14 protein-coding genes are annotated in these 13348 nt (G+C 46.6%); all 14 read left to right on the forward strand.

What is annotated here, in order from left to right:
* Window positions 1-26: 26 nt before the first annotated feature.
* A complete protein-coding gene (locus ACIFO6_RS21685; protein ID WP_430043778.1) occupies window positions 27-365 on the forward strand; it encodes a cyclic-phosphate processing receiver domain-containing protein in 339 nt (112 codons plus the stop codon).
* Window positions 362-676 carry a thioredoxin family protein gene (locus ACIFO6_RS21690; RefSeq protein WP_430043780.1) on the forward strand — a complete coding sequence of 105 codons (315 nt, stop codon included), beginning with the start codon at window positions 362-364 and terminating at the stop codon, window positions 674-676. Before ACIFO6_RS21685 ends, ACIFO6_RS21690 begins: the two co-directional genes overlap by 4 nt.
* The gene (locus tag ACIFO6_RS21695; RefSeq protein WP_430043781.1) at window positions 673-1446 is read left to right on the forward strand and encodes an ABC transporter ATP-binding protein; all 774 of its coding nucleotides are present in this window, start codon (window positions 673-675) and stop codon (window positions 1444-1446) included. The genes ACIFO6_RS21690 and ACIFO6_RS21695 overlap by 4 nt, the downstream gene beginning before the upstream one ends.
* Window positions 1447-1468: 22 nt before the next feature.
* On the forward strand, window positions 1469-2527 hold the full coding sequence (locus tag ACIFO6_RS21700; RefSeq protein ID WP_430043783.1) for an SAM-dependent methyltransferase: 1059 nt from the start codon (window positions 1469-1471) through the stop codon (window positions 2525-2527).
* Between the two features lie 188 nt (window positions 2528-2715).
* Window positions 2716-4209, forward strand: coding sequence for a serine/threonine protein kinase (locus ACIFO6_RS21705; RefSeq protein WP_430043785.1), 1494 nt, complete (start codon window positions 2716-2718; stop codon window positions 4207-4209).
* A 38-nt stretch (window positions 4210-4247) separates the two neighbouring features.
* Entirely contained in the window at window positions 4248-5234 is a 987-nt protein-coding gene (locus ACIFO6_RS21710) for an SAF domain-containing protein (protein WP_430043787.1), read from the forward strand.
* Between the two features lie 22 nt (window positions 5235-5256).
* Complete coding sequence (locus ACIFO6_RS21715; protein ID WP_430043788.1) at window positions 5257-5970, forward strand: hypothetical protein; 714 nt, start codon at window positions 5257-5259, stop codon at window positions 5968-5970.
* Window positions 5967-6824, forward strand: coding sequence for a hypothetical protein (locus tag ACIFO6_RS21720; RefSeq protein ID WP_430043790.1), 858 nt, complete (start codon window positions 5967-5969; stop codon window positions 6822-6824). Before ACIFO6_RS21715 ends, ACIFO6_RS21720 begins: the two co-directional genes overlap by 4 nt.
* On the forward strand, window positions 6825-8660 hold the full coding sequence (locus ACIFO6_RS21725) for an ATPase, T2SS/T4P/T4SS family (protein ID WP_430043792.1): 1836 nt from the start codon (window positions 6825-6827) through the stop codon (window positions 8658-8660).
* Entirely contained in the window at window positions 8650-10734 is a 2085-nt protein-coding gene (locus tag ACIFO6_RS21730; RefSeq protein ID WP_430043794.1) for a hypothetical protein, read from the forward strand. The genes ACIFO6_RS21725 and ACIFO6_RS21730 overlap by 11 nt, the downstream gene beginning before the upstream one ends.
* A 40-nt stretch (window positions 10735-10774) precedes the next feature.
* On the forward strand, window positions 10775-11254 hold the full coding sequence (locus ACIFO6_RS21735) for an ABC transporter permease (protein ID WP_137063305.1): 480 nt from the start codon (window positions 10775-10777) through the stop codon (window positions 11252-11254).
* Between the two features lie 41 nt (window positions 11255-11295).
* On the forward strand, window positions 11296-11691 hold the full coding sequence (locus ACIFO6_RS21740) for a hypothetical protein (RefSeq protein WP_430043796.1): 396 nt from the start codon (window positions 11296-11298) through the stop codon (window positions 11689-11691).
* 1 nt (window position 11692) lies between these two features.
* The gene (locus ACIFO6_RS21745) at window positions 11693-12247 is read left to right on the forward strand and encodes a hypothetical protein (protein ID WP_430043798.1); all 555 of its coding nucleotides are present in this window, start codon (window positions 11693-11695) and stop codon (window positions 12245-12247) included.
* Window positions 12234-13223, forward strand: coding sequence for a hypothetical protein (locus ACIFO6_RS21750; RefSeq protein WP_430043800.1), 990 nt, complete (start codon window positions 12234-12236; stop codon window positions 13221-13223). Before ACIFO6_RS21745 ends, ACIFO6_RS21750 begins: the two co-directional genes overlap by 14 nt.
* Window positions 13224-13348 lie beyond the last annotated feature (125 nt).

The raw sequence follows: 13348 nt of genomic DNA on the forward strand, positions 1-13348 counted from the left end.
TCGATGGGAAAAAGGAGGAGATGTTGATGCATTTGTTTATGGACGATTTTCGGCCTTGTCCTCCGGGCTTTAAGCTGGCAAGGGATGCGGAGGAGTGTTTGTTACTGCTTCAAGAATACCCGATTTCGGTGCTATCGCTGGATTATGATTTGGGACCGGGTCAGCCAACGGGGAAAGATGTGGCTGCTGCCATTGCAGGGCAGCAGTTGTATCCGCGTGAAATTTATTTGCATTCCTCCAGTGCGGAGGGCCGACGAGCCATGTATGAGCTGCTGTATGCCAATAAGCCGGAAGGAGTCACCGTGCATAACGGGCCGGTACCGGAGGAGCGCATGCACGAGATCCAAAAAGAGTCGGAACGATGAAGGAGCTGGGACAAAAGGAGGTGCGTCGCGCCATATGGGAGGGATGCAAGCTGGCTTTGTTTGTGTACACTCCCATGTGTGGAACCTGCGCGGCTACCCGGCGGATGCTGGAAGTGGCAGAGCATTTGCTCCCCGAAGGAGTCGTGGTGCAAAGCAACATTAACTATATTCCCGAACTGGTACAGGAGCACCGGATTTCCAGTGTTCCTGCGCTTCTTTTATATAACGGTGAGAACGGAAGTCCTGAAATCATTTACAAAATGGAATCTGTGGAACACTTGCTGAGCAGGATAAGGAGCGTGGTGGAATGATATCCATGAAGAACATCACATTGCAGCGGGATGAAAGCCGAATATTGGACGATGTGAATCTTGAAATACGGAAAAATGAGCACTGGGCCATTCTGGGGCGTAACGGCTCTGGTAAAACAACATTGCTGGAAATGATGACTGGGTATATGTTTCCGAGTCGTGGAACGGTCAAAGTGCTTGGGCAAACATATGGTCAATGTGACGTACGGGAAGTACGCAAGCAGATTGGATATATCAGCCAGACGTTGCTGGAAAAATTGGCTTTAAAAGATCCGGTATGGGAAGTAGTTGCTACTGGAGCGTATGCTTTTTTGCGTTTTTATCAGGAGATCCCTACAGAGACAAAGGAAAAAGCCGTATCTCTGCTGGAGGGGATGAATTTAGGTGCGCTGATGAATCATCCGTTGGGTACTTTATCTCAGGGGGAACGCAAAAAGGTTATGCTGGCCCGTTCACTGATGGCGGAGCCTCGTTTGCTGATTATGGATGAGCCTTGCGCCGGACTGGATCTATTTGAGCGGGAAAAAATGCTGGTTGAAATTGATCGGCTTCGCAAACGGGATTTGTCAGTGGTCTATGTAACCCATCATATTGAGGAGATAGTCCCCCTCTTTACCCATGTGGCGCTAATCCGTGATGGCAAGGTGGCAGCAGCCGGACCGAAAAAAGAGGTTTTAACGAAAGAATTGATTATGCACACTTATGAAGTTCCAGTTGAGCTGGATTGGGATGGCGAACGTCCCTGGATTCGGGTGTGCACTGGAGGGTAACGTTATTTTGGAGGAACTATACATGAGTAAAGATGTACAGGGTGGAACCGCTTTGTCATCGTCAAGATTTGTTTGCACTGCCAACCATGGGTTTGCACCTTATGCCCAGGAAGAGCTTAGAAGAATGTTTGGTTCTGTGAAAAGCACTATCCTTTTACCAGGTGAAATTTTTCTGGCTACATTACAATCGGATGCCAGTGAGGCAGTTGGGGCGATTACGGGTCAGCCGCCCATGTTTTTGCGTCACTTATTTCCTGTGCATTTTCAGGAGGAAGGTGCGGATTTGGCTCAGGTGCTGGAGCGTTTGGTTGCTTTTATCCGTAACCGCAGAGAACTGATAGACCAGCGTGTTGCTTTGCAGGTGCGTAAAGGAGCTGGCAGCAGTTGGACTGAAAACGCAGGTGCGCTCAAGCAGGCTTTGAGTGAGCAATTAAGTGATCTTCCTATGGAGCTTACGGTGCAGGGGGCAGAGGTTATTGTGTCCGTTTTTGCGGATATGGATACATGGTATGCAGGTGTGTCGCATCCACAGGACAATCTATCGGATTGGAGCGGAGGCGCAGTTCGTTTTCAGAAGGAGGACGGACAAATCTCTCGTGCCAAATTCAAGCTGCTGGAAGCAGAAGCAACGTTTGGCATTGATTTTAGCGCTTTTCATCAAGGGCTGGATATCGGGGCAGCACCAGGTGGGTGGACTTCCTTTTTGCTGGAGCGTGGACTCAAAGTAACTGCGGTTGATCCGGCAAAGATGGAGCCTTCGTTGATGAAGTATGCCAATCTGACTTTTTTACGTAAAAATGCGAGTGAGGTCAAATTCAAAGAAAATACATTCGATCTGCTGGTCTGTGATATGAGTTGGAGTCCCAAACAAATGGCGAGGCTCGTCACCGAATTGCTGTATAGTTTACGCAGTGGAGGTACTGCCATCGTAACGGTCAAGCTAATGCATAAAAAGCCTTTGGCGCTTATTCATGATGTGATCGCTTCGTTCGAGCAGTCCGGCATGCAGATTCAGCGGGCCAAGCAGCTATTCCATAACCGGGATGAGATCACACTGTATATGATCAAGTATGGAAAATAATGCTTTACAATCGATATAGGTGTGCTATATAATAAACCCAAATTGTTTCTTAAAAATAGTATAACCACGTATAAATAAAGGGAAAGCATCCCGCGAACATCATTTTCATGGTGACATGAAGATTGTGTTTTTGCGGTAGGCTTTCCCTTTTTTGTGTTGTTTGCTTATAGAAGGGAGGTAGGAGAGAAATGAAAAAACAATCGAATTTGGAATACGGTTCGATCGTGGGTGAGCGTTACCGGATTGTCCGCACGTTGGGTACGGGAGGTATGAGCAGCGTGTTTATGGCAGAGGATTTGAAGCTGCCAGGTAAGCAATGGGCTGTGAAGGAGTCCATTGCGGACCCGCAAATGATGAAGCTTGTACGTGCGGAGGCAGAGATGCTGATTTCGCTGAGTCATCCACGATTACCGAGAATTGTTGACTTCTTCGAGCATCCGCCATCCGGGGCGGTATATCTGGTTATGGACTATATTGAAGGGATTACGCTGGAAGCGTACATGAAGGGTTACCAAGGCCATATTCCGCAGGAGCAAATGGTTCCATTCGCTTTGCAGTTGCTGGATGTGCTGGATTACTTGCACACTCGCCAGTCGCCTGTTATTTATCGGGATCTGAAACCGACGAATATTATGCTGACACCAGAAATGGAATTTAAGCTGATTGATTTTGGCATAGCACGGAGCTATAAGGCTGAACTGGATCAGGATACGGTAAAGCTGGGCACGGTGGGATTCGCAGCCCCGGAGCAATATGGAGCAGGCCAAACGGATGCCCGTTCGGACTTGTACAGCTTGGGAGCGTTGTTGTTGTATCTCTGTACAGGTGGCAAATATAGCGAGTGGACGGCCGGAGTAGAAGGATATATTCGTGGGGAACTACCTCGTCATTTGATCCCGGTGATTCGCAAGCTGCTGCGTCATCATCCAGGGGAGCGATTTCAGTCTGCCGGAGAGGTGATCGGGGAGCTTCGACGTAGTGCAGATTTTCAACCTGCTCAACAAGGAGTGTCTGTTAGCGATGCTTCTATCGAATATGGAGGTACTAGGGTTGTAGCTGTGCTGGGCGTGTCTTCTGGTTCCGGTGCAACGCACACGGCGATTGTAGTGAGCCACTATCTGGCACGAAGGTCTCGTTCAGTGGCTTTGGTCGAACTGCATAGTACAGCCAAAGCATTTGCTAGGCTTCAAGAAGTGGTAGACGGAGTACCTGTTGGGCGAGCGAGTTCAAGTCGGCGCTTTGAGGTAGATGGAGTACATTATTGGCGGCAAACATCCCGTGCGGATGTCATTGCGTTACTGGGTGGCTCTTACCAATTTATCGTACTTGATTTGGGGAGTGGGCAGGACAATGAGCGGCTGGAAGAATTTTTGAGAGCGGATTACCCGCTAGTGGTCGGTTCTGGAGCCGAGTGGAGAATTCAGGATATAGCCGGGCTGTCCCGCTCACTTCAGCGCCACCCACAGCATAAATGGAATTACTGCTTGCCGCTGGCAGCATCGGAGGCTGTGCGCAGGCTACGTAAGGAATTAGATCACGATCAAGTATTTGCTTTACCGTTCCATTCCGATCCATTTGAGCAGGAAGAAGAGATGGATCAGGTGCTGGATGAGATATTTCGTGGAGCCATTCCCGATACCCGAAAGAGACGCTTCGGATTCCTCAAACGCAGTCACCGCTAGATAAAAGGTATATATCAAAAAGGCAGGGGAGAAGTTGTGTGTCCAAGCTAAGAAAAAGCAGTAAGCAAAAGCTTTACGCTGGTTGTATTGGTGCGGGTATTGTTGGCGTTGTCTTCGCGAGCTACCTTATAATTAACACCCATCAATTAAATGATGTCAGGAAACAGGCCGAAGTAGAAGCAGCACAAAAATGGAAAGGTTATGAGCAAGAACAACGAACCGCGAAAAAGGGTTGGGTTGTTGTTCGTGACATTTCTCCGGGTGAACAAATTACACCTAGTGATTTGAAGGGAATCACGGTTCCTGGCTCTCAGGCTCCAGCCAATTTGGTTGCGGGTAAAAATGAAGCTTCCGGCACCACGGCTAAAATTGAGCTGAAAAAAGGGTCCGTGCTTACATCAGCTATGATTACCACCGATGAACCCACTCCTAAAGACCTGCGTAACAGGGAGCTGAAGGTGGTGGTCCTCCCAAATAGCCTACAAGCCGGAAATGAAGTGGATATCCGCATTCAATTTCCAACGGGTCAGGATTATATTTTGTTATCCAAAAAGCGAATTTCCAAACTTGAAGGTCCGGTCATCTGGGTTACTTTGAATGAGCAGGAGATATTATCACTTTCGAGCGGAATTGTTGATGCCTATCTGCATAAAGCATCTATCTATGCATTAACGTATGTCGATCCGCAGTTCCAGCCGAGGGCGATCCCGACCTATCCACCTAATTCGAAGGTGTTAGAGTTAATGAACAGTGATCCTAATTTGATCCGCGTTGCTGAACAAAAGCTGTCCAAGCAGTTGCGGGAATCTCTTGAAAATGCAATTAGTGCATCAAACAATGTAATATCGACATCTGTAGAGAGAAGCCTGAGTGAGGAAGTTGCAGCACAGCATGCGGGAGCGAATGCAGATGGAGCTTTGAGCGAGCGTACTAATACAGGGGACGGATATGGAAACGGGCAGGATGCCAAAGAACAAGCAGATATCTTAACGCAGAGCGGTAGCTCTGATCTATATGGTAAATAAATCAGAGAAAAGGGACAAACGTATGAAAACTTGGATATTTGCCGGGCTATGTGATAAAAGCGATACCTTGTTATATATCAGCAGTATATTGGCAGCATCCGGTCAACGAGTGTTGCTTGTGGATGCTACGCTGCGGGGACAGTATCGATATAGCATAGGGATGCTCGACAAACCCCTCCCCATTGTGCAGTTTGGCGATTTTGATGTGGCCATGGGTTTTACATCTTGGGAGGATCTGCATATTGGTATGATGGCTGATCGGAAAGCAGGTTTGGCTTATGACATCGTTATTCTGGATGTAGAGTCGCCGGATTTCTGTCCGATATCTGCTTGGCAAGAGGCAGAACAGCGGATTTGGGTCAGTGACTATAGCCGGATGTTAATGGATAACGGACGGGTGTGGCTTGAGCGTTTGTTCAGTCAACCTGAATTTCCCAAAAATCTCGTATTTCACAAATTATTTATACAGGCTGTAGATTGTGGCGTGGAGGAGCCGTATTTGTGGGAATACATGAACCACTTCCCTGCCTCTTGGCAGCAGGAACCGTATGTCTTGCCATGGGATGAAGGGCATTTTGCCCTAAAGCTTGAAAATGAGCACAAACAACAGCTCAAGCTTAAGCCATTGTCTAGAGTGTACAAGAAAGAGCTGAGTCGTTGTATTGGAGAATTAATGGATTGGGAACCCAAAGAGAGCCGTCGTGCGTTAAAGCATGCGGAGAGGAGGAAAGCATGAGTACCATTTTGTTTTGGAGTCCGGTTAAGGGAGCGAGTGGAAGCAGTTCCTTAGCGGCTGCCATAGCCGTCACCATAGGTAATCTTTATAGAGGACGACTGCTGCTGACCCATTTGGGGCGCAGACATACCGGTATAGAGTCGGGATTTCCTATACAAGAACATCGTATGGACGATCCAAGCTTACAGCTTCAGGAGGGAGGTTGGGATGCTCTTGCACGATTAGCTCTGCGAGGGACATTGTCTAGAGAAAATATTCGTAATTATACGACGCCTGTACTGGAGCAGACTCTCGATGTGCTTGAGGGAACCTCAAGCTTTGGAGCCGCGCCGCCCCTGTTATCCTCTGCTCTTGTACGAGCAGTGATGGATACAGCGGATCAGTATTATGATTTGACGCTGGTTGATGCAGGGAGTGGAGCAGGATGGGGAGCTGTACAGCATGAAGCATGTGTGCGATCCAAGCTGGCGGTTCTTTCGCTAACTCAAAATATGAGAGAACTGGATGCCTACTTTGAATCAGTGTCTCCATTATCTATTTACTCGGAATTGCCACTATTGATCGTGCTTGGGAAATATGATGTGCATTCTCAAGCAAATGTGACGAATATTCGCAGGAGGTATGGCTACAAGGGAGCACTCCATACTGTTCCTTACAGCACCGAATTTATGGATGCGTGGAACCGCAGAGACATGATAGGTCATGTGCAACGGGATGTACGAAGCGGGAAAGAGAAGGACCGTAAGCTTTTTATGCCAGTAGGATGGGCACAGAGCATACGGCAGATTAGCAAGGCTATTCTGGAGGCGGCAGAGTCCGATCTTCGGCTCAAGGCTTTGGAGAGGGGCGCTTAAATGCTGTCCCCTCAAATGATCAACGTGCTAATTCTTACTTGCATCATTCTGTTGTGTATCATACTGGTTATCGTTAAATACCGAGGGAGCCTTCGCTTGCGGCATTCAACTACTCGAGTAGCTCCAGAGAGTGAAGATGCCACATTGGAGACGCTGATGGAGTACATCAAAAATGCGCTGCATGAGCTAAGTCATAGCCAGATGGCGGATGCCGGATTACATGAAGAGGAATACAGGCGGCGTATCCATCAAAGGGCCGAGCTGCGCAGGGCGTTAAAGGACTGCGCCAATGGCAGTAGTGGAGACAAACGGTTTGTTAAAAACCTGATGGCTGAGCTGCTGATTAACGGTTACGGCTTGAACGAAAAGATCGTCGATAGTGTTATGCCATTCTCCAGACCAGAGCTGTTTAGCGTACAGGACCAATTCGAAATTGTATTTTACCAATATCAGCAAAAGTTTGGTGTTGATGCTCTTTCACGCTTACTCGATACTTATGATTTGGCGGAAATGAGGTATTCGCAGCAAGGTGAAGAGGATGGAAGTTATCATATCACGGCGGAGGATATTCGCTATATCTATGACTGTGAGCATCGCCCTCTCTCCTTTCTGGAGAAGGTAGATATTATTGTACAGCGGATTTATCAGCACTATAAAGGCTTTTCCGTCATTGATGATATTCGTGACCAGCGGATCGACGGTGTCAGTGGGGGCGTTAGCGGTGTACCGGAAGGCGGAATACCTGTATCGGCGGATTGGCCTTCTGATCATTATACATCCGAACAAGTATCTGAACCGATAGCTAATGGCTATGAGAGCGTGTGGATTTTTTATAAAGGCAAGACCATTCACCTTTCGTTCCTTTCCTTCGGTTCAGAGCGGGAGCTTAAAAGGGTGTGCCAAAATATTTACAAATACAATTACCCCGGACAGCTTTCCGAAGCAAATGGATATAAGGTGAACGAAATGAAAGATGGGTCACGGGTCGTTGTAGTAAGACCTCCTTTTTCAGAATCGTGGGCTTTCTTTGTCCGTAAATTTGATATTCAAAGCGCATCGCTCGAGCAATTAATTAAGGGGGAAAATGCTGAGTTTCCGATACAGTTACTTTCTTATTTAATGAAAGGCAGCCGGATCACAGCAATCACCGGGGCGCAAGGCTCAGGTAAAACGACGCTTCTGATGGCGATGGTCAAGCATATTTACGCTTCGTATACGCTTCGTGTGCAGGAAATGGCCTTTGAGTTGCATCTGCGTAGCATTTACAGCCGCCGTAACATTCTGACCTTTCGGGAAACGGATCATATTTCAGGGCAACAAGGGCTTGATTTGCAGAAAAAGACAGATGGAACCGTCAATATCCTTGGTGAAGTAGCGAGTGACGAAGTAGCCGCATGGATGATTCAAATGTCGCAGGTTGCCAGTCTGTTCACCATTTTTACCCATCATGCCAAAACCTTTCGCGATCTTGTGTTCTCTCTTCGTAATTCACTGCTTAAAACAGGAGTGTTTCAGCATGAAGGTATTGCCGAGGAACAGGTCGTTCATGTCATTAACTTTGATGTGCATCTCAAGCGTGATGCTGAGGGACGGCGATATATTGAACGGATTACGGAATGTGTGCCGCACGATTCTGATCATATAGATTCAGGCTCCAACTCTGCGTCGAGCTATAGCTATCGTCATGTTATGGAATATCGGAATGGGAGATATATGGCGATCGAGCCTCTAACAGTCAAAAGTGCAGAAGAAATGTGTGAACAAATGAACGTCAAGGATGCCGGAGATTTTCGCAGATTCCTGACTCGCTATTGGGAGGAAGCCTATGAGTCTTAAAGTAATTTTACTGTGGGTTTTGCTCATTTCCGGTGGATGCTTTGCGCTCCTCTATGTGGCTTTGTGGTGGCTGCGTAAGCGCAATGGTCATGCAATCCGCGGAGGGCGAATTCATTCTGTGCGAGAGGGACGCAAGGGAAAAGCAGTACTGCAACGGCAAATGCAATCTGCAATGCACAAGTTGTACACGCTAGGCATGAGATACCCTATTACATCCGGGTACATCACGAGTGTACGCAAACGATTATCCGGTTTGCACGCCTATGATGAATATAAGCTTCGCCTTGAAACGATGAAAATGACGTTGTTCATCTGGGTGGCTTTTGCTTGTAGCGGCGTTGTGTTGCTTATGATGAAACCTGGGCTAGAGTTTGCCGTGCTGGCTTTGTTATGCGGAGTGGTGATTAATAGTCTCATTTTGGATATGGCGATTAGCCGGATGGAAAAAAGGCTGCTTGCACAGATGATCGAATTGTTCGACAATGTACGCCATCATTATCATCAGCACGGCATGGTGGAAGAGGCAATATCTGAGGCGGCCGATTTGGCAGGATCTGAGGCTGGAAGGCATGCGCGACTTATTCATGAGGCGCTGACGGACGCTGATCCGCACGAAGCGTTGGAAAGATACTATGAGTCTGCTCCTAATCGGTTTTTAAAAGCATTTGCCGGTATTTCATATATGGTAATGGAATTTGGTGACCGGATTGAAGAGGGAGGCTCCATTTATTTAAAGGGACTTGGCAGTCTTGCGCGCGAAATCCAACTGGAGCTACTGCGGAGAAATAAACTGGACTACCTGCTTAAAAGTTTAAATGTGATCGCACTTGCACCTGTTTTCTTTACAATGCCGATCGAAAGATGGGCAAGGTCCAGCTTTCCATCTATGGATGAGTTTTATCAGGGGAAATGGGGCTTTATCACAAAATTGTCTGTCTATATTGTAATTATTGTATCTTACTTCCTGCTACAAAAGCTGCAACAGACTGACGAGACTGGATATCGTGCGGGCAAAGGACGGCGGGTCTGGGAGCAAAAGCTGTACCGTTTCCCCATTATTCGTAATGTGGTGGATGCTTTAATTCCGCAGCAGCATATGCCCTCTTATTTCCAACTGACCCGGCTGCTAAAGGAAAGCGGTGCAGAGGTCAAACTGGAGTGGCTGTACATACGCAGAATCACTCTTTTTATCGCAGGATTGGTGCTCAGCATTAGCATGGTATTTATTTTACATGAAGCTGAGAAAACACATATTCTCCACGCTCCGGTTCAATCGGGACAAATGTTTGGGCGTTTGGGTCCAGCGGAGGAAAAAGAAGCTTTCAAGCAGAGTGAGATTGACCGCAAAATGATGCATGCGCTAAACATGAGGGCAGACAGCACCTATGAGCAGACGTATGCAGCATTGAAGCAGGTTTCTGGTAGCAGATATACTCCGGAGCAGCTATCCGAAAATACGCGTCGTATTCTGCAAAAGCTGGGAGCGTGGAACGCGGAATATATCAAGTGGTGGGAAGTGCTGATTAGTATGGTTGCTGGGTATGCAGCCTATCAGATGCCTATACTCTTGTTGTATGTGCAGCGAAAAATGCGGCGCTTGGATATGAGGCATGAGGTTTACCAGTTTCAAACGGTCATTTCGATTTTGCGAGCCATGGAACGAATGTCTGTGGAGGAAATATTGGAATGGCTGAACCGATTTTCGGTTATTTTCAAAAGACCTTTACAAAAATGCTTGCTTCATTATGAGCACGGGCCTGAGGCAGCACTTGACTTGTTGAAAGAAGAAGCGCCACTCCCCGAATTTCAACGCCTAGTGGACAAGCTGCATCTGTCTTTGGGCAAAATTACGATTCGAGAGGCCTTCGACGATTTGGATTCCCATATGTCTTACTATTTTGAACAAAGAAAACAGGAGTATGAAAAAATTATAGACAGTAAGGCCATCTGGGGAAGGATGATTGGTTTTGCTCCGATGTACGGTCTTATCTTTTTGTATTTGGTCATCCCTTTGATTGGTATGAGCTTTGTCCAAATGGATAGCTATTATGAGCAAATACAAAAAATTCAGTAAGTAGTTCTATTACGATATCACAGCTAAGGAGAGAAAAATAATGAATAACGCATCAACAGCCTTAAAAGTAGCTGCTGGCATATTTTTGACCATTGCACTGATCACAATTGTAGTTATTTTGTTTATTTCGGCACAGGAGGCAACCAAAACAGCACAAAACAATTTTGCCGATATCCAGACCGAGTTGTCTCAAGCCTCTTTTACGGTGTATGACGGTACAACGATCAGCGGGTCCCAGGTGACTAATGCACTGCGAAAATTTCAGGGTAAGGACCAATTTGGTATTCAGATTAAAACTGGAAAAAACATGGCAGGTCAGTGGTACGGTAATGCTCTGAACATTAGCACAGACAGTGAACAGTATGGAGCGGTGAATGGTGGAAGTGATAAGACAGGAAAAATAACGAATACGCTGAGTGAGAAAGAAAACGAATATGTAAATCCAAGTGGTAAATTCAAGGCGGAAATCGTCAAGGATAAATCAAACGTTGTACGTGGGTTGTTGTTCACCCAATCCTAGGAAGAAGAATAAGGATATTAATTGTAAGGGAGATGGGTAGCATGTCTGATCACGCTTCAAGTATGCTGCGGCTTGGTGTGTCAGTTACGCTGTTTATAACCGCATGTGCAACGGCCGCAGAGCTGTCCAGTCAGATGGGTACTGCACTGGAATTAAGATCGCAGCAGGAGGAGCATTCCGAGGGGCGTATCAATCGTACTTTAAAGGTGAGTATGCCAGAACGGGTCAAAGGAACTCAAGTTATGCAGGCAATCCGCATGAACTTGCAGGAAGGCATTTCTGTTCAAGTCGATGGTACAGTATACGATATGTATTCCGAACCGTTTGAGCCCGATGTATCAGCCCTTGATGCTTCCTCTTTATATTCCATGCATCCACAGCGTGATCAGTATGGAGAAATACAATCCATACGTTTTGAGAAATTGGGGGAGGACTGAAGTGGTTCAATCTATATCCAAGCTGTTAGGGGCATTGCTCGCTATACTGCTTTTGTACATAGTACCCGCAGCTCAAGCCGCTGAACGACAGGACGATATATCCGGGTTAAATACGTATCATTCAACCGTACGTTTTGTTGATATGGTGAGAACCAAGGGATATATTACACCGACGATGTATAACGATTTTATGCGTGAGCTAGAGCTGACGGGTAATACGTATGAGGTTGAATTGGAGCATATGCACAAAAAATATGTACCGGACTATGCAGATGCGGCGAGGCCGGATAGCTTTCTCGGCTACTATTCCTCCGTATATGACGGTTACTATAACCCGCAAATCTTGCCTGTACTGTTTCCAGACAATCAGCAGCCAAAGTCAGATCAAACACGTCGGTATACCATGATGTCAGGAGATTATTTTACAGTGAGGGTACACAATACGAATCGAACTCCTGCGGACTTGTACAAATCATGGCTCCTTGGTGGGGCAAATAGCGGCAAACCTGCGGTTACAGCTTCTTACGGAGGCATGGTTCTGAATGAAGATTACTGATTTTGCAGTTATATTTATCGTGTTGTTTTTGCCCTTTGGCGTAGTTAGTGACCTGCGGGTGCAGAATCAGCGCGAAGTACAGCAATTGGAAATGAAATATACCTCTGCCCTCCGTACCGCAATTCAGGATGCAGGTGTCGTGCTTTCACAGAATGAGCGTCAGGAACGAGAGGCCGGGTATGGATCGGACAAGTTTTTTCGTGTAGATAAAGAAGAAGCGCTGCACACGTTCCTGCGTACCCTATTTCTTAATATGGGAATTGATGGGGATACAGTGGCACAACGCGCATTATTGGATTATATGCCTGCACTTACGATTCTGGACTATGACGGCTATTATGTGTTCGCTTCCGAATCTTACACAGATGAGCATGGACAAGCTGTCCAGGAACCCAAATGGAGTGAAAAAAAACCTTATGCCTACGTTGATTCGGCAGGTAACAGTGTAGGGTTTACTTTGGATAATTATGTACATGCCTACGATGCTAGGAATCACAGGTGGGTAGAGGGCTTTCAGAAGGAGCTTCAGGGACAGACAACGATCTCGTTGCTGAATGACCCGGAAGCTTTTGAGCAAGCACGACGTTCCACCATTGTCCACAGCATTCAGGAGGATCTGGGCCGACTTATTAATCTCTATAACGAGAAAGCAGTACATAATGGTATATCGTATACATTCACGCTGCCGCTTATCTCGCAAGAGGAATGGTATAACACGGTAGATGATGTGGGGCTGATGGCGTTTATCCAGGGAATCCCGGTTGGAGACAGATACTACAATAACTATGGGTTTGGTGGGGGGAGAGTCGTCAGGAAACAAGCCATGATCGGCGGCGTAGAGCCGGATACCGGAATGAAATATTTTTACAGAGATTCCTGCCCTGCTCCCTTTAAAGCGACAGAGCGTTTTACAGATGAAAAATCTGCGGCAGCCGCAGGGTATTTTGAATACAAATGTGATAATGATAATAGATAAAATCTTTAAACAATCTTTAAATAAATCACTCCTACGAGTGGTTTTCTTTTTTTATAAGCAGACAATATCAAAATCCTTCAAATTCACCCATTTTCAATATTCCGATAAGGCTACTGGATGTGCTA

The sequence above is a fragment of the Paenibacillus sp. NRS-1781 genome, from assembly GCF_050467745.1.
Classification (GTDB): Bacteria; Bacillota; Bacilli; order Paenibacillales; family Paenibacillaceae; genus Paenibacillus; species Paenibacillus terrae_A.